This is a genomic window from Yersinia bercovieri ATCC 43970, from assembly GCF_013282745.1.
Classification (GTDB): Bacteria; Pseudomonadota; Gammaproteobacteria; order Enterobacterales; family Enterobacteriaceae; genus Yersinia; species Yersinia bercovieri.
Map to the genome: position 1 here is coordinate 219,845 of NZ_CP054044.1, position 26,995 is coordinate 246,839.

Consider the following 26,995-nt stretch of genomic DNA (forward strand, 5'->3'; position numbering starts at 1 on the left):
AACTCCTTATTTACTGTCTTTTCCGACGTGCAGAATAGCCAGGAAAGCCTCTTGCGGTAATTCAACGTTACCGACCTGCTTCATACGTTTCTTACCATCTTTCTGTTTCTGCAGAAGTTTTTTCTTACGGCTAACGTCACCGCCATAACACTTCGCCAGTACGTTTTTGCGTAGCTGTTTCACGGTTGAACGGGCAATGATGTGGTTGCCGATAGCCGCCTGAATCGCAATATCGAATTGCTGGCGTGGAATCAGCTCTTTCATTTTCTCAACCAGATCACGACCGCGGTACTGCGCATTGTCGCGATGGGTAATCAGTGCCAACGCATCCACACGTTCGTTGTTGATTAACACATCAACACGGACCATGTCAGAGGTCTGGAAGCGTTTGAAATTGTAATCCAGTGAAGCATAGCCCCGAGAGGTAGATTTCAGCCGGTCGAAGAAATCAAGCACCACTTCAGCCATCGGAATTTCATATGTCAACGCAACTTGGTTACCGTGGTAAACCATGTTGGTCTGCATACCACGTTTTTCGATACACAACGTGATGACGTTACCCAGATACTCCTGTGGCAACAACATATGGCATTCTGCAATAGGTTCGCGCAGTTCTTCAATATTGTTCAGTGCAGGTAGCTTGGAAGGACTATCGACATAAACCGTCTCCTGACTGGTGGTGACCACTTCGTACACCACTGTTGGTGCCGTGGTGATAAGTTCCAGATCGTATTCACGCTCCAGGCGTTCCTGAATGATTTCCATATGCAGCAAGCCAAGGAAACCACAACGGAAACCAAAGCCCAATGCCGTCGAGCTTTCTGGCTCGTAGAACAGAGATGCATCGTTAAGACTTAACTTACCGAGTGCATCACGGAAGGCTTCATAATCATCTGAGCTAATCGGGAACAGACCCGCGTATACCTGTGGCTTAACTTTCTTAAAGCCAGGTAATGATTTCTCAGCCGGGTTGCGGGTTAAAGTCAAGGTATCGCCAACTGGCGCACCGAGAATGTCTTTAATCGCACAGACCAACCAACCGACTTCACCGCAGTTAAGCACATCACGATCAATGCGTTTTGGCGTGAAGATACCAAGGCGCTCAGCGTTATAGCTCTGGCCGGTACTCATTACCTTAACTTTGTCGCCTTTGCGCAATGAACCGTTTTTGATACGGATTAATGACACCACACCCAAATAGTTATCAAACCAGGAGTCGATAATCAGCGCCTGCAATGGGCCATCTGGATCACCTTCCGGTGGCGGGATATCACGCACCAAACGCTCAAGAATATCAGGGACACCAACACCTGTTTTGGCTGAGCAACGAACCGCATCCGTTGCATCAATACCGACAATGTCCTCGATCTCCTCAGCAACACGCTCAGGGTCAGCGGCAGGCAAGTCGATTTTGTTCAGTACCGGAACAACTTCCAGATTCATTTCCATCGCGGTGTAGCAGTTTGCCAGCGTTTGTGCTTCAACGCCCTGCCCTGCATCTACCACCAATAGAGCCCCTTCACAAGCCGCCAAAGAGCGGGAAACTTCATAAGAGAAGTCAACGTGACCGGGGGTATCGATAAAGTTGAGTTGATAGGTTTGACCATCTTTAGCATGGTAATCAAGGGTCACACTCTGTGCCTTGATGGTAATACCACGCTCACGCTCCAGATCCATAGAATCGAGCACTTGAGCGGCCATTTCACGCTCAGATAATCCGCCACAAATCTGAATAATACGGTCCGACAGTGTCGATTTACCGTGGTCAATATGGGCAATAATAGAAAAGTTTCTTATGTGCTTCATTTATATGAATTTTTCTCTAGTCGTTGTCTTTAATTAATTATTGGTGGACACAGCGATGGACTCAAACCCAAAACTACCCACATAAATATGCAGGCATCTTACACTGTAAGTTAGCCTCGTGAAAGGCATCACACTTAGCTTGTTAGCTGATTTACCCTGTTAAAATGTATCTACACCTTACCGCTCACGATGATTGATGCCACAGTCACATACAACCATTTCTATCAAATATCCGCTAGAAACAGACAATACCCATAATTATTTTATGTCTATAAACTCTATTTTTAAGTTTCGCTATTTTTTTCTGATAATAATCAGTGTGGTAGTCAACATTGTTACCATGATTCATGATAACCAATAATTTCTATTCTTGAGTGTGAATTTTTATTACATCACTTTAGGAAAATGCTCATTTACCTCAATGAGAAATAACCTAGAGTTATTAATATCAACCAAGTGCAATATCCTCTTGGCAGGCATATGGAGAATATTATGATTGACGAAGGAAAAATACTTAGCCGCCATGAGTTCAAAACTGAAAAATCAAAGCTAACTATTGCTGCAATAATATTTACATTAGCGTCTGTTCTTGCTCTCATTGTTACTTCAATAACAAAATCCATTTCCTCAGCACCATCTGTTCCCTCTATTTTTTTCGTTGCTATTTCAGTTACCTCACTGAGTTTGATATTTTATCACCGATTAAATAGTCGCCCAACCTTTACCTATTTCCTTTATGAAAAAGGTGTGCGTGTTTTTAATCATTACACTGGAAATGTCTATTTTATTCCATTTAATAAAATACTGTACATTCATAAATACCATACTGGAATAAATCTCAATAGTAAAATTAACACCATGGCATTTCGCACATCAAAACTTCAGCCATGGAACATTATCATTAACAATATAAGCAACGCTTACCCTCTTATCAATACGATAATTCATCAGCAAATTATGCATGTTGGTGTAATAAGCTTAAATACTTTATCTCTAGGTAAAAATGTCGTGTTTGATCAAATCAGAAAAAATGATAGCTGGTTAAATTTACCGATGGTTAATGGTATTTTAAATGTTATTAAAGTAAAAAAAATGCAGATAGATACAACGCCACTGACACTTAGTGCACACGCACTGATGACGATAGAAGGCATTATTTATATTGAAGATATTTTACGTATCGAGATCTGTCGTGAAAAACGTCATGACAAAATACGATTATTTGATGCGGAAGGTAACATTCTCTTTTCATTAGACTATTCGGCGCTTATCAGTGCTGACCTTTTTATTGCTTTAATTGAACACATGATACAAAACCGCATCCCCGCCTACTATGGCTAAGATGACGATAATGAATCATTGTTCTTGCTGAATTCGTATAGCCGTTGGCGGTAACCCAATTTGTAAAATAGTAGGCTGATAATCACTCTGCCCTTCAATTCTAGCCGCCAATTTTCTGGCTAACAAAAAACCTAAGCTAGCTCCTGAAATAGCACCAAGAGCAGTAAATGCATCAGTGACAAATAACATCTGAAACAGAGCCCCACCACCAATTAACCCCGCTAATGGGGTTAAATAAACCAAAGAGGCAGAACGTAATAAGCTGCCTTCACTGATCCCAACTTCAACTTTCTGTCCTGGCTCAAGCGGTTGTGAAATTGCTATTTGTAGCTGATGATCAGATTCTGGCCCCAATTCGTTTAATAGATGGCTGCCACAGCCGCTACGCGTACTACAACTTCCACAACCAGATTGTGGCTCACAACGTAGAAGCGCAATTCCGTTTTTCCACGAGATAACAGTGGCCCACTCCCTCATCATTTTGCCGACTCCAGAACCACGCTATCAGCAATTCGTTTCGCTGTTGCAGGAGGCAGCTCGCCAACGACGGAGATTTCTACATTATTGCGAGCTTCGGTATGGACAGTGCGACGCCCCTGACGCAAAGATTGTTCTGAAGGAACATCTTTACCCAGCGGGTTCACATTCACCGAGAAGCTAAATAAGCCATCGCTATACAGCCGTGATTCCGTTGGCGTATCCATATTCGGTAACGTACGACGGCTGCGTGAAACCTCGGTAACACCTTCCGGCAACCAGCGCGGCGCCCAAGTGAAATCCACCTTAGTTTTAGCGGGTAGTGCAAGCAGCGGAGGCAAAGAGAGTTTGACCAAACCTTGCAAAATCTCCTGAATAGGCTCTCCGATAGCAAAAGAGATCACCCGAAATTGCTCAAGTGTTTCACCATCCTTATCTAGCAAATCTACTCGCATCGGCAGTTTGGTGGTCTCATCCATCCAAATAATATAGCTATAGCGAGTGCTGTCACGGGATACCACCCGAATAACCTGACAGGGTCTATCCGCTACGCGGGCACGACCAAGGGCAATATAGTTATAATATTTTGATAGTTTTTCAAAATCGGGGAAAACAACAGAAGGCAATGCATCGACAATATGCTCGCCGGCAAGGGTGAAAGAGTCAAAACCTGGCTCGAAATAACTTATTTCATTTCCACGCTGTAAGATCTCAGTACGTGGACCATCCATACGCAGTAATTGCGCCAAGGTTTTTTTATCTAAAATAGCATGTCGATAACGAAGAGAATCAATCCCTTGCTTATTAACATTGATATACGATAGCTCATAATTGAGCGATTGGCTGGCAGTGCTCATTTCCTGCAACATAGCTATCGGCGCAGTATCCGCCGAAGCTAATGTTGGCATGAACAGGCTGCCCGCCAATAAACAAACGGAAAACCAAAATTGCTTCATTACTGCTGCTGCATTCCTAAGGACTGAGTGCCAGGGACTTGAATTGCAGCTTGCGTTGATGTCGAAGGCTGCTGCAACACATCAGTTTGTGGTAAACGACGTTGCAATTCAAAATCTTGCAACTGGGTCATCATATTGACGCGTCGACGTTGCTCTTGAACTTGATGTTGTTGAGACGTTCCGAAAGAACCATCAGCAGGAACACCAAAACTGACTGGTGAAGCTTTACCCATCATCGGCAATGTATTAAATGCAGGTGACTCTGGCTGCAAATTACCAGACTCAGGTTGGTTATATTGCTGAACCCCAACAATGACGGCTAGCGAAACACAGGCTGCTACACCCACTTGCGTAATCTGGCTGGCCCATGGGCGAACTTTATGCCAGAACGGCATTTTCTGCCAGGTATGTGGTTGTGGCTGAGATTCAGGCACAGCAATAGGAGCAAAACGAGTAGGCTCGTTTTTGAGCGCCTCTGCAACACGGCTGGCGATATCCAGATGCAAAACTTCACCAACATCCCCCGCAGGGTATCGCGGATTAAGTGATAGCTCTGCCAGCTTTGCTGCAATGCTTTATCTTTCGATAAAGATCCAAGCAGCTCACTATCAAGAGTTTCTCCGTCCATCAGAGCGGAAAGCTTTTCTTTCTGCATGCCAAATACCCTTTATGTGTCCGCTTAACGCTGAATTAGCGGCTGAACTTTGTTATCGATAGCTTCTCTGGCACGGAAGATACGGGAACGAACAGTACCCACCGGACAGTCCATAATTTCAGCTATCTCTTCATAGCTTAGACCATCTAACTCCCTGAGTGTAATCGCCATCCGGAGATCTTCAGGAAGTGACTCTATGGTTTTAAAAACTATCTGCCTTAATTCTTCAGACAACATTAAGTTCTCAGGGTTCGATATTTCTTTCAATGCACCCGCATTTTCGTAATTTTCAGCATCATTTGCATCCACATCACTGGATGGCGGGCGCCGCCCCTGAGCAACTAAGTAATTCTTTGCTGTATTAACAGCAATACGATAAAGCCAGGTATAGAAAGCGCTATCGCCACGGAATGATGCCAGTGCGCGATACGCCTTAATAAAAGATTCCTGCACTACATCAGGGACATCGCCCTGAGGCACGTATCGGGATACTAGGCTCGCAACCTTATGCTGGTATCTAATTACCAGTAAATTGAACGATTGCTGATCACCTTTCTGGACCCGTTCAACCAGCATCTGATCCGTTAACTGCTCGCTCATCCGAGGTGAACTCTCCCGAAATCTATCCTCACGCCAAAAATAGTACTGCCAGCCATATCATTATTTTCCTGAGCAAGCACACGCTTGGAGTTTATAAAATTTGCAAAGTTCCATGTTGCCAGATTTTTTGTCTGAATATTATTTAGACATCTTATAGCCATAGCTTTTGCTCTGGCAGATAGGCTAACATGAAATTCCCTCTTCTTCTGCACACATCATACGATATGCAATCATCATCTGAACACGTTAGCGATGTACTGATCATCGGGAGTGGCGCTGCCGGTTTGTCATTAGCACTACGCCTCGCGCCACATTGTAAAGTTACCGTTCTGAGTAAAGGGCCGCTTAATGAAGGCGCCACTTTTTATGCTCAGGGAGGAATTGCTGCCGTTTTTGATGAAACCGACAGCATCAGTTCACATGTCGATGACACCCTGATTGCCGGGGCCGGACTCTGTGACAAAGACGCCGTAGAGTTTATTGCCAGCAACGCCCGCTCTTGTGTGCAATGGCTGATTGATCAAGGCGTTCTGTTTGATACTGAAACCAGTGCCAACGGCGAAGAGCGCTATCATCTTACGCGTGAAGGCGGCCATAGCCATCGCCGTATTCTGCATACCGCTGATGCGACAGGTAAAGAAGTAGAAACCACACTCGTAGGTAAAGCAAGTACCCACCCTAATATTTTAGTTAAAGAGCGCTGCAATGCAGTCGACCTTATCACATCCAACAAAATTGGCCTGACGGGGACTAAACGCGTAGTTGGCGCTTACATCTGGAACCGCGAGTTGGAAAAAGTTGAAACTTTTCGGGCTAAAGCCGTCGTGTTAGCTACCGGTGGTGCGGCGAAAGTTTATCAATATACCACTAATCCAGATATCTCCTCTGGCGATGGTATTGCCATGGCCTGGCGTGCTGGATGTCGAGTCGCCAACCTGGAATTTAACCAATTTCACCCAACCTGTCTGTTCCACCCGCAAGCTCGTAACTTTTTATTGACCGAAGCATTGCGTGGTGAGGGAGCCTATCTTAAGCGCCCTGATGGTAGCCGTTTCATGCCCGATTTTGACTCACGGGGTGAACTCGCGCCACGTGACATCGTCGCCCGCGCAATAGACCATGAAATGAAACGCCTCGGTGCAGATTGCATGTATCTGGATATCAGCCATAAACCCGCTGATTTCGTGATACAGCACTTCCCAATGATTTACGAAAAACTGCTGTCATTGGGCATTGATCTGACCAAAGAAGCCATTCCTATCGTCCCGGCGGCGCACTATACCTGCGGTGGCGTGATGGTTGACCAGCACGGGCGCACCGATCTGGATGGATTATATGCCATTGGCGAAGTCAGCTATACCGGCTTGCATGGTGCTAACCGCATGGCATCTAACTCGCTGCTTGAGTGTCTGGTTTACGGCTGGTCTGCCGCGGAGGATATTCTTACGCGCTTACCCCATGCCAAGTTGGCTAAGCATTTACCGGACTGGGATGAGAGCCGTGTTGATAACTCAGATGAACGAGTTGTCATTCAGCATAACTGGCATGAATTACGCCTATTTATGTGGGATTACGTCGGTATCGTACGGACCACTAAACGCTTAGAGCGCGCTTTGCGCCGAATTAATACTTTGCAGCAGGAGATTGATGAGTATTATGCCAATTTCCGTATCTCCAATAATCTGCTGGAATTACGTAATTTGGTACAGGTCGCCGAGTTAATTGTACGTTGTGCTATGGACCGCAAAGAGAGTCGTGGTTTGCATTATACACTTGATTATCCTGATCAAATAGATAATCCAAAACCAACCATTCTCCATCCATAATGCCTGTCAGGGCGCATTTTCAAGTATTGCGCCCTATTTCAATCTCCCCCCCGCGCTCTTAATATCCAGGCTAATAGTTAAGATAAAAATCACTGATTAACGCGCAGAACTCAGGTGAGTAGACACCTTCCGATTGGCGCAGATCCAATTTCTGGTATTCGGTTTCACCGGATTCACGCGATAATGTCAGCAACATTCGATGCAAGGGTTTACCGGGGCGATCCCTAATATCAACCTGGCTGCGGACAAACCACTTTTTTTGCCCAGCCAAACGAGCGAGTTCGATGCCTAAATCCTGCGGTAAAACCACACAAAACATCCCCTCGTCTGTGATAAGCTGCTCAGCGCAATTCAGTAAAGCGTCATGAGTTAAGGAGCCGGTGTAACGTGCGGTATCACGGGCTTCATCCCGGCAAGCCACTGCGGGGGAAAAATAGGGTGGATTACTGACTATCAGGTCATACTGATGAGGATGGTTTTCGGCAAACTGATGCACATCTTGCGCATAAATTCGTATTCGCGCAGCCCAAGGCGATAACGCCGCGTTGCTGCTCGCTTGTTGCGCCGCCTCAGATTCTAGTTCAACACCATCAATCAATACCTCTGATGACGAACGCTGAGCAATCATCAAGGCGATAAGCCCGCTGCCGCAGCCAATATCCAGTACTTTGCGGGCTTTCTCTACCGATACCCAAGCACCCAGTAGCACCCCGTCGGTGCCCACTTTCATTGCACAACGGTCATGTGCCACAAAGAATTGTTTAAAAGTGAAACCACCACCACGCAATACCGGTTTTTTTTTCAATTGTTCGCCCACATTAGTCACCAAAATCTATAACCGGCGTAGCATAGGACAATATGATTGAAGGGAAAAGAGATCATTACCGCTTAAACAGGTGAAGAATTCGGCTAACCCGTCTATAATCGGCGCCCCAAGTAGAGGAAGACCATGACTGTAACCAATTTTTCCGAACTCGATCTCGATGAACGCCTAATTGACGCACTGCGCGACAAAGGCTATGAGCGCCCAACCGCTATTCAAGCTGCAGCTATTCCGCCTGCGATGGATGGGCGTGATGTATTGGGTTCGGCTCCAACAGGTACGGGCAAAACTGCCGCCTTTTTGCTGCCAGCCTTGCAGCATTTGCTGGATTTCCCACGCAAAAAATCTGGCCCGCCGCGGATTTTGATCCTAACGCCAACCCGTGAGCTGGCAATGCAAGTGGCGGATCAAGCCCGTGAACTGGCCAAGCACACACAACTGGATATCGCGACGATCACCGGTGGTGTGGCTTATATGAACCACGCAGAAGTCTTTAGCGAGAATCAGGATATTGTGGTTGCCACCACTGGCCGCTTGCTGCAGTACATCAAAGAAGAGAACTTTGACTGTCGGGCAGTAGAGACCCTGATTCTGGACGAAGCTGACCGTATGCTTGATATGGGCTTTGCGCAGGATATCGAAACCATCGCGGCAGAGACCCGCTGGCGCAAGCAGACGTTGCTGTTCTCCGCAACACTGGAAGGCGAAGCCATTCGTGAGTTTGCCGAGCGCATCCTCGAAGAGCCGGTCGAGCTGGAAGCTGATCCATCGCGCCGTGAACGCAAAAAAATTCAGCAATGGTACTATCGCGCTGACGATATCGAACACAAAACCGCTTTGCTGGTGCATCTGCTCAAGCAACCGGAAGTGCAGAAATCTATCATTTTCGTCCGTACCCGTGAAAAGGTACATCAACTGGTCAGTTGGTTGCGTGAAGCGGGGATCAACGCCTGGTTCCTCGAAGGCGAAATGGTTCAGGCCAAACGTACCGAAGCAGTTATCCGTTTAAGTGATGGCCGAGTAAATGTGTTAGTGGCGACTGACATTGCTTCACGCGGCCTGGATATCGACGATATCAGTCACGTGTTCAACTTTGACCTGCCACTAACGGCTGACGTCTACCTCCACCGCATTGGTCGTACTGGTCGCGCCGGGCGCAAAGGTGTGGCGATCTCACTGGTTGAAGCCCATGACCACTTATTACTGGGCAGAATTGGCCGTTATCTCAAAGAGCCGCTGAAACCGCGGGTTATTGATGAACTACGCCCAACCAGTAAAGAGCCGAGTTCAAAATCTACCGGCAAGCCGTCGAAAAAGGTTTTGGCTAAGCGTAAAGAACTAAAAGAAGCTAGCAAAGAAAAAGCCAAAGTGAAGGTTCGTCACCGCGATGCTAAAAACGTGGGTAAACGCCGTCAGCCGAAAGAAAAAGCAGATACCAAGAGTAACGGCTAATTCAGCGCATTAACCAAAAAAACCGCTTATTAATAGCGGCTATTTTATAATTAAAAAAGGGAGCCGAAGCTCCCTTTATAATTTTTGTCACTAAATCGGTATCAGAAGAGTTACAGACTTTCAGTGAAAGTACGGGTAATCACATCACGTTGCTGTTCTGGTGTCAGTGAGTTGAAACGCACTGCATAGCCAGAGACACGAATGGTCAGCTGCGGATATTTTTCTGGGTTTTTCACTGCATCTTCCAGCGTTTCGCGGCGCAGAACGTTCACGTTCAAATGCTGACCACCTTCAACCCGCACAGTAGGTTGCAGTTCCAGCGGAACTTCACGATACTCGATCTGGCCCAACTCACTTGCTGGAACGATCTGGTCCTCTGCGTAGCCTGATTTAGCGCAAACACAACGCAGTTCATCTTTTTCATCATCCAGCAGCCAGAAAGAGTTCAATAGAGCTTCATTGCTAGCTTTAGTAATTTGAATACCAGTAATCATTTGGTGCCTCCGTAATACGGCTATAAATTCCAAGGGGGAGAAAACTTTCTTGGTTATTTGGTAAAACCATTGTTGTCTTATTGTTCTGTATACCAGCCAGACAGTCGTGATTCCTTGACTTAAATCAATATTTTCGCCGGGCTGACAAGTGTGCCGCAGCCAAATTTATGTTTTATATCAATTTTATCAATAGGGTTAGCAGCAATTATTTTTGTAAATTTTCAACATTTTTTGCATAAAAAGGTCAAAAAAACATCATGACGTCACAGAGTCAGGTTTAACGGTTTCACTCACGAGTTTGAATCGGTAAGCTTAGCGCATCAATATCTTACAGAACCAAGGAGAGTGTTTATGTCCGTCTCCCTTAGCTGGCACGATGTGATCGGCCAGGAAAAAGAACTGCCCTATTTTAAAGATACGCTGGCTTATGTGGCCTCAGAACGCAATGCCGGCAAAATTATCTACCCGCAACAAAAAGATGTATTTAACGCGTTTCGCCTAACCGAGTTAGATCAGGTTAAAGTGGTTATTTTGGGTCAAGACCCCTACCACGGCCCCAATCAGGCTCATGGATTATCCTTTTCCGTGTTACCGGGAGTCCCCGCGCCCCCCTCTCTGGTGAATATGTACAAAGAGTTGGCCACCGACATTCCTGGCTTCCAGCGACCTAACCATGGCTTTTTGCAAAGCTGGGCCGAGCAAGGTGTGCTGCTACTTAATACCGTGCTAACTGTCGAAGCGGGTAATGCACACTCCCACGCCAATCTTGGCTGGGAAACCTTTACCGATAAAGTCATTGCGGCACTGAATGAACATCGTGAAGGTGTGATTTTTATGTTGTGGGGGGCTCATGCGCAGAAAAAGGGCCGAATTATTGACACCCAGCGCCATTTTATTTTGAAAGCCCCACATCCATCACCACTCTCGGCACATCGTGGTTTTCTTGGCTGTAAGCACTTTTCACAAGCAAATCAGTTATTACAGCAGCAAGGTTTAGCGCCAATTGACTGGCAACCCAAGCTACCCACTGAAGAATAGAACGTTATTGACTCAAAAAAACGGATAAAAAAGGCACCTTTCCAGGTGCCTTTTCGCATCAGGACACCTTAAGCTTTCGCTTTAGATACCGCAACCATTGCCGGGCGTAACAAGCGGCCATTCAGCGTATAGCCTTTTTGCATCACCATCATCACGTTATTGGGTTCATGATCGGCAGATTCAAGCATCGTCATTGCCTGATGAACCTCAGGATTAAATGGCACATTGGTATCGCTGACAACTTCAATACCGAATTTACCGACCGCATCGAGCAGTGATTTCAGTGTCAATTCGACACCTTCAATCATCGAAGTCAGCTCGGTATTGGCTTTGTCAGCAGTATCCAGTGCACGCTCCAGATTATCGATCACTGGCAATAATTCAGCTGAGAATCTTTCCAAAGCAAACTTATGCGCTTTTTCAACATCCAATTCAGTACGACGACGGATATTCTCAACCTCAGCCTTAGCGCGTAGCAAGCTCTCGCGCTCACGCTGTATGGCTGCAGCCAACTGCGCTTCAAGCTCGGCAACACGCGGATCTACACCTTCACCCGTCTCTTGTGTCGCTTCCACTTGCTGCTCTGCTGCATTTTCCATTTCTTCCGAGACTTGCTCGTTTGGTGTTTTCTGTTCTTTACTACTCATGGATATCTCCGCGTTTTAGCATTAATCTCGCTACTTGGCTTATTATGGGGATCAAAACCGGGGATTCAAGGGAACCGGTCATAATGTGGGGTAAAAGAGTCCCCCAGTAAGGAAAATCACGGCAATGAATAATAAAAGATTCAATTGTATTGGTATTGTCGGTCATCCACGGCACCCGGCTGCACTTGCCACCCATGAAATGCTCTACCACTGGCTAAACGCCAGAGGCTATGACGTTATGGTTGAACAACAGATTGCTAAAGATCTCAATTTAACTGGCGCAGTCACCGGCAGTTTGGCTGAAATCGGCCAAAAAGCTGATTTAGCGGTGGTGGTCGGCGGTGATGGCAACATGCTTGGTGCCGCACGAGTCCTCGCCCGCTATGATATCAAAGTGATTGGTGTCAACCGAGGTAATCTGGGTTTTCTGACTGATTTAGACCCGGATAATGCTCAGCAACAGCTTTCCGATGTATTGGAAGGCGAATACCTAAGCGAACAACGTTTCTTGCTAGAAGCCCAGGTCACTCGCACAGATCAACAAAGCCGCATCAGCACGGCGATCAATGAGGTGGTTTTACATCCTGGCAAAGTGGCACATATGATTGAATTTGAAGTGTATATTGATGATCGCTTCGCATTTTCTCAACGTTCTGATGGCCTAATCATTGCCACTCCAACTGGCTCGACAGCTTATTCGCTCTCGGCAGGCGGCCCAATCCTGACACCCACACTGGATGCCATCGTCTTGGTTCCCATGTTCCCGCACACCCTGACAGCTCGCCCACTGGTTATTAATAGTAGCAGCACCATTCGCTTGAAGTTCTCACAAATTACCAGTGACCTGGAAATAAGTTGCGACAGCCAGATAGCCTTACCAATTCAGGAGGGAGAAGAAGTGCTAATCCGGCGCAGTGATTTCCACCTCAACCTTATCCATCCAAAAGACTACAGCTATTTCAATACATTAAGTACCAAATTGGGTTGGTCAAAAAAATTATTCTAAAAAGTGCCTTAGGGACTTTACTGTATATAAAACCAGTTTATACTGTAGTCAAATACAGTCATGTGTTTATGTACAGGAGATTTACCATGCTGGCCCAATTAACCATCAGTAATTTTGCAATTGTGCGTGAGTTAGAAATTGATTTTCAACCCGGAATGACGGCAATTACTGGCGAAACTGGGGCAGGTAAATCCATCGCCATAGACGCTTTGGGATTATGTCTTGGCAGCCGTTCAGATGGCAGCATGGTTCGTTTGGGGGCTACACGCGCTGATATTTGCGCCCGCTTCTCACTGGCAGACACCCCATCAGCCCGTCAGTGGTTGGAAAATAACCATCTTGATGACAGCAATGAATGCTTGCTGCGACGAGCGATTGGAACAGATGGTCGCTCAAGAGGCTTTATTAATGGCACTGCAGTGCCTTTGTCCCAATTACGCGAACTGGGCCAACACCTGATCCAGATCCACGGCCAGCATGCCCACCAATTGCTGCTAAGGCCCGACCACCAAAAACAATTATTAGATGCTTACGCAGACCAATCACTCCTGCTGGCAGAAATGAAAGCCGCCTATCAGATCTGGCACCAAAGTTGCCGCGCGCTGGCTCTTCATCAGCAGCAATCACTGGAGCGTAACGCCCGCCATGAACTGCTGCAATATCAGTTAAAAGAGCTGAACTCATTCGCCCCGCAAGCGGGAGAATACGAGCAAATTGATAGTGAATATAAGCGCTTGGCAAACAGTGGACAACTGTTGTCACTCAGCCAACAGACCTTGCAGCAACTGTCAGATGATGAACAAAGCAACATCCTCAGCCAGCTCTACTCCGCCAAAAATCAGTTAACCGAACTGGCGAGTATGGACGAACAATTCAACAATTTGCTCAATATGCTGGAAGAAGCCTCAATCCAAATTAGTGAAGTCAGTGATGAATTGCGTCATTATGCAGAACAATTGGATATGGATCCCAATCGCTTATATGAGCTGGAACAGAGGTTATCCCGCCAATTAAATCTGGCCCGCAAACACCACGTGGCACCGGAAGATCTGCCACAGTTCCATCAGCAATTATTGGATGAGCAAGAGCAACTCTCACAGCAAGAAAACGATCACGAACAGCTCAGTCATGAAGTTAACACTCACTATCAGCACGCACTTACTATCGCCAAACGATTGCACGAAGAACGTCAGCATTATGCTGATGAATTAGCTGCATTAATTACCGAGAGCATGCATGAGCTGTCGATGCCACATGGCAGGCTCACTATCGATACCCAGTTTGAGCCAGAACACCTCAGTGCCGAAGGGGCGACCCGGATAGAGTTCTGTGTCACGACCAACCCAGGTCAGCCACTACAACCACTGGCTAAAGTTGCCTCTGGTGGCGAACTATCTCGCATCGCCTTGGCTATTCAGGTCATTACAGCACGTAAAATGGATACCCCTGCGCTTATCTTTGATGAAGTTGATGTTGGTATCAGTGGGCCGACAGCAGCCATAGTGGGTCGCCTGTTGCGCCAGCTTGGCGAGTCGACTCAAGTCATGTGTGTGACCCACCTTCCGCAAGTTGCAGGTTGTGGTCATCAACATTTCTTTGTGAGCAAACAAACTGATGGCACTGAAACTGAAACACATATGCATCGACTTGATAAAAAAGCCCGCTTGCAAGAGTTGGCGCGCCTTCTGGGTGGCAGTGAAGTGACGAAAAATACCCTGGCAAACGCAAAAGAATTGCTCGCAGCATAGAAAAGATTAACTTTTTTCCTTTCCAGAGGTCATACAGGTGCCCTGTAAAGGTTTCCAACTGCTGCAAGGTCTATTATCATCGTCATCCTACGCCCTAAAGGAATGTGATTACTATGCGCTGTAAAATGCTGACTGCCGCCGCTGTAATGCTTGCAATGCTTACTGCGGGTTGTTCAACACTGGAGAAGGTGGTCTACCGGCCTGATATTAATCAGGGTAACTATTTATCACCTAATGATGCGTCCAAAATTCATAAGGGTATGACCCAGCAACAAGTGGCATATACCTTAGGCACCCCAATGTTGCAGGATCCGTTTGGTACTAAAACCTGGTTCTACGTATTCCGTCAGCAACCTGGTCACGAAAAAATCACGCAACAAACATTAACGTTGACCTTTGATAGCAGTGGTGTGCTGACTGATATCAAAAACGATCCAACGTTAGCAGGAAATTAATTTATCCGAAGATTGCCGAGTAGATTGAGGGGCGGATGCTGATTAGTTTTTTGTGCTGGGCCGATTACTGCTTATGCCACCACAAGATAGAGCACGTTTTTTCTCAAGGGCAGCCTAGGGCAACAATAAAAAAATAAGGCGCGACTGTGCCTTATTTTTTTGTATTCTCTGCGCGCTGGCGGCGCAGTTCTTTCGGATCAGCGATGAGTGGGCGATATATCTCAACCCGATCACCGTCATTAATCTTATCGCCAAGTTTTACCGAGCGACTATAGACACCCACTTTATTTTTTGTCAGATCGATATCTGATCGCAACTCAAGCAGACCCGATGCTTTAATCGCATCTTCAACAGTACTGCCTTCATCAAGAGAAACAGAGCGCAGATATTGGCGTTCAGGCAGGGCATAAACCACCTCAACGCGAATATCAGACACTATAAACCTCTTTAGCCCGTTGGGTGAACGCCTGCACCATACTTCCAACCAACTCTTTGAATATTTTACCAAAAGCCAATTCAATCAGCTTATTCGTAAACTCAAAATCAAGATGTAACTCAACTTTGCAGGCATCCGCACTCAGTGGCGTAAAATGCCATCCGCCCATTAACTTACGAAACGGTCCATCCACCAGTTGCATATTTATGCTCTGGTTATCAGTCAATGTATTACGTGTAGTAAAGGTTTTGCTTATTCCGGCCTTGGCAACATCAACGGCTGCGGTCATTTCATTTTCAGTAGCATCAAGTACTCGGCTTCCGGTACAGCCAGGTAAAAACTCTGGGTAAGAACGAACATCATTAACTAGTTGATACATCTGTTCTACGCTAAACGGAACCAACGCAGAGCGGCTAATTTGTGGCATAACATTTCCTGTGAGACATAAAACGCACTGATAATACCATTTATCTGCCGCCAGACAAAAAATCTGCTAGCCATTCCGTGCAACAAATGAGACAAAATGCACCGGCATCCTGCGGGAAAGGATTTCATTCGCCTCCACATACAGTATAATGATCAACATTATGACAAAGAAAAAAGCATACAAACCTGGTTCCGCAACCATTGCGCAAAACAAGCGCGCCCGCCACGAATACTTCATCGAGCAAGAGTTCGAAGCGGGCCTCTCTTTGCAAGGTTGGGAAGTAAAATCCCTGCGTGCTGGTAAAGCCAACATCAGTGATAGCTACGTCACTTTTAGAAACGGTGAAGCCTTCCTATTCGGGGCAACCATTACACCGCTTAACGTCGCTTCAACTCATGTTGTCTGTGAACCAATGCGTACACGCAAATTATTGCTGAATAAACGCGAACTAGATTCGCTGATCGGCAAAGTTAACCGCGACGGTTTTACTGTAGTTGCCCTTTCCATGTATTGGAAAAATGCGTGGGTTAAAGTTAAAATCGGTGTCGCAAAAGGTAAAAAAGATCACGATAAGCGCGATGACATCAAAGATCGTGAGTGGCAGGTTGATAAAGCCAGAATAATGAAACATGCTAATCGTTAAGTCACTGGCTTAACAGGCGATAGTTCTGGTATACTAAATAAGTTCTTTGGGGCTGATTCTGGATTCGACGGGATTTGCGAAACCCAAGGTGCATGCCGAGGTGCGGAGGCCTCGTAAAAAACCGCAAAAAAAATAATTGCAAACGACTCGCAATACGAATCTGCTGCTTTAGCAGCTTAATCAGCCTAAGAAACTGAAGATTCCCTCTCTCCCTAGCCTCCGCTCTTAGGACGGGGATCAAGAGAGGTCAAACCTAAAAGAGATCGCGTGGACACCTTGCCTGGGGTGAAAGCGTTAAACCCAATCAGGATAGTTTGTTAGTGGCGTGTCCGTCCGCAGCTAACCGGCGAATGTAATGACTGGACTAAGCATGTAGTGCCGACGGCGTAGTAATTTCGGACGGGGGTTCAAATCCCCCCAGCTCCACCAAATAATGATCCGGGTATTACCAGATAAGTCCGGAGAAGTACGGAAAGCCCGCATCCCACCTAGGTTTGCGGGCTTTTTTGTGTCTGTAGTAGTCCGAGGATATCCGCCTGAAACCGGCGTCTATTGGTATACGAATTGGTATACGCTAAGATGCATACCAATAAACGTATACCAATTACAGGGAAGAACCTTGCATGGCGCGAACTACACGCCCCCTCACCCATACCGAAGTACAAAAAGCGAAAGCCATAGATAAAGACCTTACCCTCCATGATGGTGATGGTTTATTTTTGTTAGTCAAAACCACTGGCAAGAAAATTTGGCGTTTCCGCTATCAGCTTCCTAACAGTAGCAAACGCACTATGATCAGCCTCGGTGCTTACCCAGCACTATCCCTCGCAGATGCCAGAGAGATACGCGCAGAGAAACTAGCGATGTTAGTCAGAGGGACAGACCCTCAAGCGAGGGCTGGTGAAGAGGCTGAAAAGCTCCAGATAGCGGAGGAAAGCATTTTTGTGAATGTCGCCCGCAAATGGTTCGAGTTGAAAGAAAGACACGTTAGCGCAGCCCATGCCAAAGATATTTGGCGTTCTATTGAAAAAGACATCTTACCCAGCATCGAAAATGTTCCCATCCAAGAACTTAAAGCACGAACTCTGATTCAAGTATTAGAACCAATCAAAGCACGTGGAGCATTAGAGACGGTCAGACGGTTAGTTCAACGCATCAATGAGATCATGATTTACGCGGTTAATGTCGGGCTAATTGACGCAAACCCGGCCTCAGGTATTGGTAATGCTTTTGAACGCCCAAAAAAGCAGCATATGCCCACCATAAGACCAGAAGAACTACCTACACTCATGCGTACCATAGCCATGAGCAATCTCTCACTGCCAACCCGCTGCTTACTTGAATGGCAATTACTAACTCTGATACGCCCTGCTGAAGCATCTGCTACCGCATGGATTGAGATCGATATAGATAAAAGAGAGTGGTGTATCCCTGCTGAACGTATGAAAGCTAAACGAGATCACATCGTTCCTCTTTCAGATCAGGCATTATATATTCTTGAAATAATGCGACCTATAAGCGAAATTCGTGAGCATGTTTTTCCCAGCCGAAACAACCCAAAGAAACCAATGAACAGCCAAACAGCCAATGCTGCATTAAAACGTATCGGCTATGGCGGCAAGCTGGTTGCTCATGGTTTACGTTCTATCGCTAGTACTGCTATGAATGAGGCTGGGTTCAATGCTGATGTAATCGAAGCTGCTTTAGCTCATAGTGATAAAAATGAAATAAGGAGAGCCTATAATAGATCATCTTATATTGCGCACAGGATAGAGCTCATGAAGTGGTGGGGTAACTTCGTTTTCAATAAAAAAAATAGGCTATATAATGATTAACAATATTATTTTACAAGAAAAAAAACTTAATTTCATAATTCCAAATGAAATTGATCCAAATATAAATATTTTCACTGTCATTACCGGGAAAAATGGTGTTGGTAAAAGTAGGCTTTTAAGCATCATTGCCTCTCACTTTTTAAATGAAAATGAAGATAGAAAATTTATAAGAGGCCGAAGAGAACACACTGAAAAACAAAGTTATGAATTAAACTACACAGTTCCACCCAAAAAAGTAATTACTGTTTCCACTAGCGCTTTTGACAAGTTTCCTGTGCCTAGACGACGTGAAGTTCTTAACGAATATTCGTATCTCGGCTTGCGAGGATTGCCTAGTATTGACTTAAGCTCCGAATATATCTCAAAAATAACATTTAAACTCATATCAGCCGTAAGAAATAGAGAGCTTGATATGGCCAGAATAGCAAACGTATTAAACTATCTTGGTTACTACGATGAAATAGAAATTTCTTTTAGCTCACGCTATTCTGAATCGAGAATTAAAGAGATAACTCAGTCTGGTAATGTCTTTGTTGCATTTGAGGAAAAATTCCTACGAAATTTAATGCCATTCGGCTCAATAAATAGAAGTTTATTTACAAATGAAGATGGGAATATTTCCAAAGAAAACATTAGCTATGCCCTAGATGCAATGTCTAAACATGCAACTAAAAGAATGGGAACTGCTGGAACTATAATAATAAATAAAGAAGGGGCCAAGCTTGTTAGTGAGACCTCCACTCTAGATGATGAATTCATGTTCTTGCTTGAGGCTGGAATAATGTCAACGCGTAATGTTAACTTACGCAAGAGCAACTCAAAGAAAACGTTTGGTATGAGAAATGCCAGTTCGGGTGAGCAATGTATTTTAATGAGTTTTCTCGGGATAGCTAGCCAAATTACTGATAACTCCCTTATCTGTATCGATGAGCCAGAAGTCTGTCTTCATCCTGAATGGCAAGAAAAATACATATCAATACTAATGGACACATTTAAAGACTATAAAGATTGCCATTTTATTATTGCCACCCACTCCCCTCAAATAACATCTAAGCTTAACCCTGAAAACTGTTTTATCCTTTCGCTTCATGACGAAGAAACACATAATGCGACTTCTGTCATAAATCGCTCCATTGACTTTCAGTTAGCTACTCTTTTTAAGGCTCCGGGATATAAAAATGAATATCTTACCCGTGAGTTAATTAATTTTCTATCTGAACTAACCACGGAAACCTTAATCCCAAACGAAAAGATTATTGAAATAGAAAAAATTATTGGTCTTAAATCTTTGCTAGCCGATACCGACCCAGTTAAAAAACTTTTACTCCTAGCAGAAAAAGCACTTAGGGAGAAGAAAGCATGATATATAATGCTGTTAGTTATGACGATAAACACAGCAAGTTTATTTGCGATTTTAAAAATCTACCAAAAGAAGAAAAAGAAATATATTGGAATTCGAAGCAAAATAAAGATTTAGATGAAATAAAAAAACACATCAAGGATTATTATTTAGCAGCACAGGATTTTAGATGTCCATATTGCCAGCAAACAATAAAAGTTGCACATAATGGTGCATGGGATGCTGAACACATCATTCCAAAGGCCACACATCCTGATTTCATGTTTGAACCACAGAATCTGTGCGTATCTTGCAAGGATTGCAACGGTGAGAAGTGGGACAAAAACGTCTTAAAAAACAAAAAGGCAATTCGTTTTCCTAAACAATCTAAAAACTATATTATTATTCACCCGCACATTGATAGCTATGATGAGCACATAAAAATTATCGATTCTACTCTCTACTTTTTACCTAAAACTGATAAGGGAAGAAAAACTATAGAGGTTTGTGGTCTCTTACGTTTTGTTTATGAGTATTCCAATTATGGAAGTGTCGATCTAGCAATAAAACAAGGGATTTCAAAATTCACTCAAGCTCTTTTAGAAACATCAGACCCACTAGAGGAACAAGCATATCTTTCATTTATTGAAGATTTAACAAAGCGTGGGAAAAAACTATCAAAGATAGAATTCTTAAAAAAGTTTGGGAAAAAATAACGAAATTAATATGAGAGTGCGTTAAAAAAACACTCTCATACCTACCTAAAATAATCAGCCATTAAAAAACCTTTTAGAACCTAATTGAAGCAATTTGCTCCATAAGAGAAAAACCAAGTCAATAAAAATTACATTAATTAAAATTATTAAGCTTAAATCCATTACCTAATAAATAATAATCACTAGGGATTATATTTTTATATTACCTAAAAACAAGAGCCCTCCTCATTTAGTATTATACTCTCCCTTAATATGAAAATGCACATAATGTTATTCCCACTCCATCTAATTCATTTGTTGATTTTCATGCAATCGGAAACCGTGCCAGCACTTGTGAGACCCCATTCACTCATCAAATGAATCGCACTCAGAGACTAGCCACGGCACGATAGCGCCAGTACCGTATAAGAATAGAAATCTCAGCAATGTGCTAAACAAAAAGTCGCTCAAACCTCTGCGCGCGCAATGGTCCCCCGCCTACGCGCTCTGACTTTATCATGCACTTTTCATGCATGACATAGAGAGCCTACAAGCCCTTGTGGTACGGTGTTTCAGATGTTTTGATGCTGAGGCGTTGTATGCAAATTCATGCACTATATGCATGCAGTGCTCATTTTGGCAGGCTAGCCAGAGAAAAAGCCCTTAAACGGCAAGGGCAAAGTGGCGAGAGTGGGGGAAAATCCCTGCCTTGAGAGGTTACAGGCAGGGTGGGATTATTAATGAATTCGTGCGTTAGAACCGTAGCGATTTAATACTTTTCGCTCTGGTAGAATAACGGCGGGTATTATTTCAGGCTCTTTAACCGGAGGGCGAGTGATTATTTTATCCACACTCTCAATCGATTTAAAGGTACAAGAACATTCTATATTCTGACACTGATAATATGCCTCTTTGGTCTGCTCTGATAAATAGCGACTGGCGCGAGTATGAGACGCATGTTTACACACTGGGCAACGCATCATATTAGCTTTCCTCTTCTTGCTGTAATTTTTTTCTTTTTATAATTATCTCTTTGGCTAATTTAGAGCAAGAAGCCGGGCTATTGTATAACTTCCAGTCCACTCCATTTAAATTAGGCCTATTCCAGCCGATTTTATCTAAAGTTGAGTCTGGATATATTGAGATCTTATGACGCTCCGCAACATCTACTAATATCCGCCCTACTTGTCGTTCCATTATCTTATCCGGGGTTTCATAACCAAGCTGATTTTCGTTGCCCTCATCAGCGAGTGCTAGAGCACGTAATTTCAACTTAATAACCCTTATCAGAGAGGAGGGAAGTTCCAGTAAAGCCTGTCGCCATTCTTGTTCAGCATAAATTTTAAAGTTCTCTTTATAAGTATTTTCAAGTTTTTTTGCTGAATAACAACATGCCAGCATCGCTGAATCTTTATCAAGCTCCAGCTCTTTGATTAGTGTTGAGAACTCCTTAGCTAATTCTTTTTGTGAGATTCGCTGACCATGCTGTTCTTTCAGCTCATCGGTCATTTCACCGCGCATATTACGAAACAAGCTCCGCCAGCGACTTTCCGCCTGCTTGCCTTTTATTTCTGCTTCTTGTTGTTGTTCATGGCAACGAGTAATTGCAGAGGTAACTTCATTCAGTATTAGCATGTTTTTCTGATGTGCTGCTTTCGCCACTTCAAAATGTTCCAAAGGGGTCATGTCAGGGATCGTGCTCATTGGTATAACTCCGTTTCAGTCAAGGTGGAGTCATTTTGCAAGCTCTCACACAACGCCTCAATCAATGCCCGTTGTGCCATTTCCCATACAACACACTCTCAAATCAAACTAAAAGGGCTATAAAAATAATAGTTTTATAAAAACTGTTCACTACTCTTCACTTTAGTAAAAAAGTATTAATAATCAATAAATAAAAGGGTGAACAGTTCACTTGAAACTATTCACCAAGTGTTCACTACTGTTCACTGGGTTAAAAAGAGCTTTTTCTCTGGCTAGCTTAAAAAGCAGGCAAAACCCTCACTGTTGTGCTCAACCACCACCACTCTTTTTAGAGCATTTTAATATCAATCAATGTCTTTTAATTCATTTTAGCTTTAACGACTCAGTTCAAAAAATCACCCCCTCCACACATATACCCGAATACACCCACATAGACCCAGAGAGTCAAATACCGTCATTTTTACGCACGTTTGTTGTGGTAAATCACACAACAACGGCTTGTTGCATCAGGTAAAAATATTCTCACAATAGGGGGCTACCCAACTGAATCCCAGCAAACCCGGCGGTATATGGCCGGACAACCAATAAGGTAGCTTTTCATGCTTGCAATGACACAACAGGCTTTATCCAATACGCCACCACCAATGGCAACACACTACCCGCGTGACCGCTTTATGCGTCTGCCGGAAGTGATTAACACCACTGCATTATCCCGCTCGACCATTTATGAACTGATTAGCCGTGACCACTTCCCCGCACAGATTTCCCTCGGCGGTAAGAACGTCGCGTGGCTGGCGTCTGAGATTGAGGGCTGGATGGCAGAGCGTATTGCTAACCGTCAGGGGGTATCAGCATGATCACTCTAAAAATCGGCGAGCAATTATTCACTCTGAATGATGGAGACGTGCAATACATCGCTGAGGCGTTCCAGATTGCGCAGCAACAACCCGGCCTTGCTTTACCCAAGTACCGCAGCCAGCTAAACGGCGTGGTGCAAGTGATGTCGGGCAATGCGGCAGGCACGCCAGCACAGGCCAATTTCTACTCCCGTGCTCCTGCTCAGCCCAAGCCTGATATTCAGACTGACTGTTAAACCGATGACCCTCATCCCACAAAAAGGGCTTTTCTCTGGCTTGCATTTTTTGCAGGCCTTGCGTTATAGTCGCCGTGCTGTCGCAACATCGGCAGCCGGGCGTAGGAACCCGTGTTTAATCTTGGCGACACAACACGCGCCTGGCGTGTTTTTTTATGTCGTGGCCTTGGCCTACCAGTTTTTTGCGCAGTGGTTTCTATACCGCTGTCGCTATCAAGCAATGGTGGCTCAGGCGGGGCAGCTTTCGGGCTGGCCGGTTTCCAAGGTTGCCGGTATTCCTACCCCCGTCTGGGCTACCACCCATGAGTGTAGGAACTCCGGTGGTAGCGTTAATCCGCTAACCTTGGAGGCTGCCACTATGGCTACATCCCTCACCCCGTTACACCCGCAATTTATCTATCTGTTTGCTGCTGTTCGCCGTACTGAATTAACAGCGCGTCCCTGCATGTTGCGTACCACCGCCAGCAGTGAGAAGAATGCCCGCCTGCGTTTAACCCGTGACTACATCCTGTCGTTTGCTGGCCGCCTGCCACTGGGGGAAGTCGCATGAATACCCTTGCCGCCCGTTATCTCAGCGATACGCAGTACACCATTCCTCACGCTGATTTCTTACGCCTCCAGCATGCGCACAATGTCGGCGTGACGTTCCTCGATATGCTGGAAGCACAAACCTGTCTGTTACACGGCATTACCCCTCCATCACCTGAATCGTTCGCCTCAATGGTGGCGCTACTGACTGACCAACTCGGACAGGTAATGAACACCTGCGAATCACAAATCTTATCCCGCATGGAGGCACCTATCGTATGAATACCCTGAATCAATCCTGTCTGCCCGTTGAAGTCCGTACCGCTGTTTATCGCCGTGCGTTAGCCCACGCTTATCTTGATGTCTGTGTGTCTCACGGGGTACGCCTTGGTTACTCGCTGGATGAATTGCAAATGACGATTGCGATGGATATTGAGGGCTATTATGTGAGCCAACACGGGCCAGAAGCCGGTATGGATATGGCCTGCACTATGCTCAGTGACATGGTTCAGCCGGATATTTTGCTGGCTCCGCCGCGCCTGACAGTATTAGGGCAAAAAATGATGGATGAGCTGTGCCAAGCGCAGATAACTACAACCAGTCAAACCACCCTGCACTGAGGAGAAACAGAGAATGACAACATTAAACGTTTCAAAAACCTCACGTGCAGCCACCGGCCAGTGGCCGGTATTGCTCCCTGCTCTTGGTATTCATATCACCGCTGGAGGCCGGGCGCAGCCCTGCCCAATGTGTGGAGGTAAAGACCGTTTCCGCTTTGATAACCTGCAAGGGCGTGGCACATGGTTTTGTAACCAGTGCGGCAGCGGCGATGGCCTGAATCTGGTTAAAAAGGCGCTGGCAGTCACGACCAAGGAAGCCGCCTGCAAAGTGGCCGAGGTGTTAGGGGAATCATCGAACCCGCCATTACCGGCACACAATGCCGGACAGGAAGTGCAGGAGAAAGCGCAAGCACGGCAGCGGGCCGCAGAACAGGCCAGACAGTTGCTGAGTGTCGCCCAACCACAGGCCGGGAATGCCTATCTGACCGCCAAAGGTTGGCCAGAGCTGGAGGCGCTGACATTACACGGTAAAGCGTTGAGTTTTGGGGGAGTGACCTATCAACCCGGCGACCTGTTATTTCCCCTGACCGACAGCACCGGTGAAGTGGTTAATGTTCAGTTGATTAACGCCAACGGTGACAAGCGCACACTGGCCGGGGGACAGGTGAAAGCCACCTGTCATTTTTTTGCCGGACAGGATAACGCCGTTATCTGGCTGACCGAGGGCTATGCTACCGGGCTAACGGTACATCATCTGACCGGGGAAACGGTGTGTGTCGCGCTCAGCGCTAACAATCTGCCCGCACTGGCGCAACAGTTGCGTACCCACTACCCGGATGCATTGCTATTGTTGGCCGCCGATAATGACGAGAACTGCACCGGCCAGAGCCGCGCAACAGAGGCCGCCCAATTGAGCGGCGGTAAGCTGGCGTTGCCGTCGGTTGTCGGTGACTGGAATGACGTTTATCAGCAGCAAGGTAAACTGGCTACCCTGACCCAGTTACAGGCATTTAATCAGCCGCAACAGCCCAGCCCGTTCGATACGCTCAGTGACGCTGACCTGAAAGCCATGAGCGCCAGTGAAAAGGCCGAACTGCTGGCAGAGCACTATCAGCACTTATTGGCCGTGCCACAGGTGGGTGAAGACCTGTGCCGCTATGAACACGGGGCGTGGCAGGTGTTGCCATATCGGGTACTCAGTCGGGAGATTGCCGCCCTGTTCCAGAAAATCCGCGCTCCATTCTCAGCATCAGGAATAAATAGTGTACTCGATACGCTCAAGCTGATGGTGCCACAAATGGGAACACCCGCCCGGCACTTGATAGGTTTTCGTAACGGGGTATTTGATACCACTACCGGCCAGTTCAGCGCACACCAGAAAACGCACTGGTTGCGTACCGTGAACAGTGTGGATTACACCCCGCCCAAAGCCGGGGAAAATCTGTCCGACCATGCCCCGCACTTTTGGCGCTGGTTAACGCGGGCCGCCGGGCAACAACACGAGAAACAGGAGCGTATTCTCGCGGCGCTATATATGGTGTTGGCGAACCGCTATGACTGGCAACTGTTCCTTGAGGTGACCGGGCCGGGCGGCAGTGGTAAAAGTGTGATGGCCTCCATCGCCAGCTTACTGGCCGGTAAAGACAATACCACCTCGGCTACCATCGATACGCTGGAGTCGTCGCGGGAACGTGCCTCCGTAGTGGGGTTCTCTCTGATTATCCTGCCAGACCAAGAGCGTTGGAGTGGTGATGGGGCTGGCATTAAAGCCATTACTGGCGGTGATGCCGTTGCCATAGACCCGAAATACCGTGATGCCTATTCCACTCATATTCCGGCGGTGATTCTGGCCGTCAATAACAACCCGATGCAGTTCAGTGACCGCAGCGGCGGCGTATCCCGTCGCCGGGTTATTCTGCCGTTCCCGGAAGTCATCCCGGCGAATGAGCGTGACCCACAATTGCTGGCAAAAATTACCGGTGAGCTGGCGGTGATGGTGCGCCACCTGATGCAGCGCTTTACTGCTCCCAATGATGCCCGTGTGCTACTCGAAGCACAGCAGAACTCGGATGAAGCGCTGGAGATTAAACGCGGTGCTGACCCGCTTGTTGATTTTTGTGGCTATCTGTTGGCGGTTAATACACCCAATGGCCTGTATATGGGGAATGCCAATATTATCCCGGCTAATCCGCGTAAATACCTGTATCACGCTTACCTGTCGTTTATGGAGGCGCGCGGCCACCAACGGCCAATGAGCCTGACCGCATTCGGGCGCGCTGTGCCACAAACCTTGAGCGAATATGAAATAGCCTTGTTGAAGCGCAAGACGAACCAAGGAATGCAAACCAATCTGATATTAAGTGAAGACTGCGAGGCCGACTGGTTGCCTAAATGTGAAGCACATTGAATAA

Annotated in this window: 28 protein-coding genes, 1 other RNA gene and 1 pseudogene; 18 read left to right on the forward strand and 12 right to left on the reverse strand. The window is 46.0% G+C overall.

Annotated elements, in window-relative coordinates; all coding sequences use genetic code 11:
- Positions 1 to 6 precede the first annotated feature (6 nt).
- Positions 7 to 1,806, reverse strand: a complete 1,800-nt coding sequence (gene lepA, locus HRK25_RS01055) for a translation elongation factor 4 (RefSeq protein ID WP_005274238.1) — start codon at positions 1,804 to 1,806, stop codon at positions 7 to 9.
- A gap of 492 nt (positions 1,807 to 2,298) precedes the next feature.
- Between lepA and HRK25_RS01060 the strand changes: the two genes are divergently transcribed.
- Positions 2,299 to 3,147 carry a hypothetical protein gene (locus HRK25_RS01060; RefSeq protein ID WP_032897877.1) on the forward strand — a complete coding sequence of 283 codons (849 nt, stop codon included), beginning with the start codon at positions 2,299 to 2,301 and terminating at the stop codon, positions 3,145 to 3,147.
- Between the two features lie 15 nt (positions 3,148 to 3,162).
- Here the strand turns inward: HRK25_RS01060 and rseC are convergent, their stop codons facing one another.
- The 4 genes and pseudogenes from rseC to rpoE form a co-directional block, all read right to left on the reverse strand.
- Positions 3,163 to 3,627 carry a SoxR-reducing system protein RseC gene (gene rseC, locus HRK25_RS01065; protein ID WP_032897873.1) on the reverse strand — a complete coding sequence of 155 codons (465 nt, stop codon included), beginning with the start codon at positions 3,625 to 3,627 and terminating at the stop codon, positions 3,163 to 3,165.
- Positions 3,624 to 4,580 (reverse strand): sigma-E factor regulatory protein RseB, encoded by a 957-nt coding sequence (gene rseB / locus HRK25_RS01070; RefSeq protein WP_005274230.1) that lies wholly within the window; start codon positions 4,578 to 4,580, stop codon positions 3,624 to 3,626. The genes rseC and rseB overlap by 4 nt, the downstream gene beginning before the upstream one ends.
- A pseudogene (gene rseA / locus HRK25_RS01075) lies at positions 4,580 to 5,235 on the reverse strand (anti-sigma-E factor RseA). Before rseA ends, rseB begins: the two are co-directional and overlap by 1 nt.
- 24 nt (positions 5,236 to 5,259) lie before the next feature.
- The gene (gene rpoE / locus HRK25_RS01080; protein ID WP_032813901.1) at positions 5,260 to 5,835 is read right to left on the reverse strand and encodes an RNA polymerase sigma factor RpoE; all 576 of its coding nucleotides are present in this window, start codon (positions 5,833 to 5,835) and stop codon (positions 5,260 to 5,262) included.
- Positions 5,836 to 6,059: 224 nt separating this feature from the next.
- Between rpoE and nadB the strand changes: the two genes are divergently transcribed.
- The gene (gene nadB, locus HRK25_RS01085; RefSeq protein ID WP_005274227.1) at positions 6,060 to 7,661 is read left to right on the forward strand and encodes an L-aspartate oxidase; all 1,602 of its coding nucleotides are present in this window, start codon (positions 6,060 to 6,062) and stop codon (positions 7,659 to 7,661) included.
- 70 nt (positions 7,662 to 7,731) lie between these two features.
- Here nadB and trmN read toward each other — a convergent pair whose 3' ends face one another.
- A complete protein-coding gene (gene trmN, locus HRK25_RS01090; RefSeq protein WP_049600583.1) occupies positions 7,732 to 8,478 on the reverse strand; it encodes a tRNA(1)(Val) (adenine(37)-N(6))-methyltransferase TrmN in 747 nt (248 codons plus the stop codon).
- A gap of 132 nt (positions 8,479 to 8,610) precedes the next feature.
- On the opposite strand from trmN, the gene srmB reads away from it, so the two are divergent.
- Complete coding sequence (gene srmB, locus HRK25_RS01095; protein WP_005274222.1) at positions 8,611 to 9,936, forward strand: ATP-dependent RNA helicase SrmB; 1,326 nt, start codon at positions 8,611 to 8,613, stop codon at positions 9,934 to 9,936.
- 110 nt (positions 9,937 to 10,046) lie between these two features.
- On the opposite strand, the gene grcA is transcribed toward srmB, so the two are convergent.
- Positions 10,047 to 10,430, reverse strand: a complete 384-nt coding sequence (gene grcA / locus HRK25_RS01100) for an autonomous glycyl radical cofactor GrcA (protein WP_005274219.1) — start codon at positions 10,428 to 10,430, stop codon at positions 10,047 to 10,049.
- Positions 10,431 to 10,781: 351 nt separating this feature from the next.
- Here grcA and ung point away from each other — a divergent pair, with 351 nt between their 5' ends.
- Entirely contained in the window at positions 10,782 to 11,468 is a 687-nt protein-coding gene (gene ung / locus HRK25_RS01105; RefSeq protein WP_032897863.1) for a uracil-DNA glycosylase, read from the forward strand.
- Positions 11,469 to 11,536: 68 nt separating this feature from the next.
- Here the strand turns inward: ung and grpE are convergent, their stop codons facing one another.
- Positions 11,537 to 12,115: a nucleotide exchange factor GrpE gene (gene grpE, locus HRK25_RS01110; protein WP_005274213.1), complete on the reverse strand. Its 579-nt coding sequence runs from the start codon at positions 12,113 to 12,115 to the stop codon at positions 11,537 to 11,539.
- A gap of 124 nt (positions 12,116 to 12,239) precedes the next feature.
- Between grpE and nadK the strand changes: the two genes are divergently transcribed.
- The 3 genes from nadK to bamE all read left to right on the forward strand — a co-directional run bounded on the left by nadK (position 12,240) and on the right by bamE (position 15,324).
- A complete protein-coding gene (nadK, locus tag HRK25_RS01115; RefSeq protein ID WP_005274209.1) occupies positions 12,240 to 13,121 on the forward strand; it encodes an NAD(+) kinase in 882 nt (293 codons plus the stop codon).
- A gap of 86 nt (positions 13,122 to 13,207) precedes the next feature.
- Positions 13,208 to 14,869, forward strand: coding sequence for a DNA repair protein RecN (gene recN, locus HRK25_RS01120; RefSeq protein ID WP_005274206.1), 1,662 nt, complete (start codon positions 13,208 to 13,210; stop codon positions 14,867 to 14,869).
- 113 nt (positions 14,870 to 14,982) lie between these two features.
- Entirely contained in the window at positions 14,983 to 15,324 is a 342-nt protein-coding gene (gene bamE, locus HRK25_RS01125; protein ID WP_005274202.1) for an outer membrane protein assembly factor BamE, read from the forward strand.
- A 151-nt stretch (positions 15,325 to 15,475) separates the two neighbouring features.
- On the opposite strand, the gene HRK25_RS01130 is transcribed toward bamE, so the two are convergent.
- Both HRK25_RS01130 and HRK25_RS01135 read right to left on the reverse strand, forming a co-directional pair.
- Complete coding sequence (locus tag HRK25_RS01130) at positions 15,476 to 15,760, reverse strand: RnfH family protein (RefSeq protein ID WP_049600575.1); 285 nt, start codon at positions 15,758 to 15,760, stop codon at positions 15,476 to 15,478.
- Positions 15,753 to 16,187 (reverse strand): type II toxin-antitoxin system RatA family toxin, encoded by a 435-nt coding sequence (locus HRK25_RS01135; RefSeq protein ID WP_032897860.1) that lies wholly within the window; start codon positions 16,185 to 16,187, stop codon positions 15,753 to 15,755. Before HRK25_RS01135 ends, HRK25_RS01130 begins: the two co-directional genes overlap by 8 nt.
- 160 nt (positions 16,188 to 16,347) lie before the next feature.
- Between HRK25_RS01135 and smpB the strand changes: the two genes are divergently transcribed.
- The 5 genes from smpB to HRK25_RS01160 all read left to right on the forward strand — a co-directional run bounded on the left by smpB (position 16,348) and on the right by HRK25_RS01160 (position 20,720).
- Positions 16,348 to 16,830 carry an SsrA-binding protein SmpB gene (smpB, locus tag HRK25_RS01140; RefSeq protein ID WP_032897911.1) on the forward strand — a complete coding sequence of 161 codons (483 nt, stop codon included), beginning with the start codon at positions 16,348 to 16,350 and terminating at the stop codon, positions 16,828 to 16,830.
- 48 nt (positions 16,831 to 16,878) lie between these two features.
- Positions 16,879 to 17,259, forward strand: a transfer-messenger RNA (tmRNA) gene (ssrA, locus tag HRK25_RS01145).
- 194 nt (positions 17,260 to 17,453) lie between these two features.
- Positions 17,454 to 18,665 carry an integrase domain-containing protein gene (locus HRK25_RS01150; RefSeq protein ID WP_005274186.1) on the forward strand — a complete coding sequence of 404 codons (1,212 nt, stop codon included), beginning with the start codon at positions 17,454 to 17,456 and terminating at the stop codon, positions 18,663 to 18,665.
- A complete protein-coding gene (locus tag HRK25_RS01155) occupies positions 18,658 to 20,028 on the forward strand; it encodes an AAA family ATPase (RefSeq protein WP_087794983.1) in 1,371 nt (456 codons plus the stop codon). Before HRK25_RS01150 ends, HRK25_RS01155 begins: the two co-directional genes overlap by 8 nt.
- A complete protein-coding gene (locus HRK25_RS01160; protein WP_032897858.1) occupies positions 20,025 to 20,720 on the forward strand; it encodes an HNH endonuclease in 696 nt (231 codons plus the stop codon). Before HRK25_RS01155 ends, HRK25_RS01160 begins: the two co-directional genes overlap by 4 nt.
- A 716-nt stretch (positions 20,721 to 21,436) precedes the next feature.
- Here the strand turns inward: HRK25_RS01160 and HRK25_RS01165 are convergent.
- Positions 21,437 to 21,682, reverse strand: coding sequence for an ogr/Delta-like zinc finger family protein (locus tag HRK25_RS01165; protein WP_071841518.1), 246 nt, complete (start codon positions 21,680 to 21,682; stop codon positions 21,437 to 21,439).
- Position 21,683: 1 nt separating this feature from the next.
- The gene (locus tag HRK25_RS01170) at positions 21,684 to 22,403 is read right to left on the reverse strand and encodes a hypothetical protein (protein ID WP_005274172.1); all 720 of its coding nucleotides are present in this window, start codon (positions 22,401 to 22,403) and stop codon (positions 21,684 to 21,686) included.
- A 599-nt stretch (positions 22,404 to 23,002) separates the two neighbouring features.
- Between HRK25_RS01170 and HRK25_RS01175 the strand changes: the two genes are divergently transcribed.
- From HRK25_RS01175 to HRK25_RS01200, 6 genes are read left to right on the forward strand one after another with little or no spacing between them, the layout of a single operon-like run.
- Complete coding sequence (locus tag HRK25_RS01175; RefSeq protein WP_025381895.1) at positions 23,003 to 23,260, forward strand: helix-turn-helix transcriptional regulator; 258 nt, start codon at positions 23,003 to 23,005, stop codon at positions 23,258 to 23,260.
- On the forward strand, positions 23,257 to 23,496 hold the full coding sequence (locus HRK25_RS01180) for a hypothetical protein (RefSeq protein ID WP_227478263.1): 240 nt from the start codon (positions 23,257 to 23,259) through the stop codon (positions 23,494 to 23,496). Before HRK25_RS01175 ends, HRK25_RS01180 begins: the two co-directional genes overlap by 4 nt.
- 4 nt (positions 23,497 to 23,500) lie before the next feature.
- Positions 23,501 to 24,046: a host cell division inhibitor Icd-like protein gene (locus HRK25_RS01185; protein ID WP_032897856.1), complete on the forward strand. Its 546-nt coding sequence runs from the start codon at positions 23,501 to 23,503 to the stop codon at positions 24,044 to 24,046.
- The gene (locus HRK25_RS01190) at positions 24,043 to 24,306 is read left to right on the forward strand and encodes a hypothetical protein (RefSeq protein WP_025381892.1); all 264 of its coding nucleotides are present in this window, start codon (positions 24,043 to 24,045) and stop codon (positions 24,304 to 24,306) included. The genes HRK25_RS01185 and HRK25_RS01190 overlap by 4 nt, the downstream gene beginning before the upstream one ends.
- Positions 24,303 to 24,644, forward strand: a complete 342-nt coding sequence (locus HRK25_RS01195; protein ID WP_005274162.1) for a DUF5375 family protein — start codon at positions 24,303 to 24,305, stop codon at positions 24,642 to 24,644. The genes HRK25_RS01190 and HRK25_RS01195 overlap by 4 nt, the downstream gene beginning before the upstream one ends.
- 13 nt (positions 24,645 to 24,657) lie before the next feature.
- Positions 24,658 to 26,991, forward strand: a complete 2,334-nt coding sequence (locus HRK25_RS01200; protein WP_005274159.1) for a primase-helicase zinc-binding domain-containing protein — start codon at positions 24,658 to 24,660, stop codon at positions 26,989 to 26,991.
- Positions 26,992 to 26,995 lie beyond the last annotated feature (4 nt).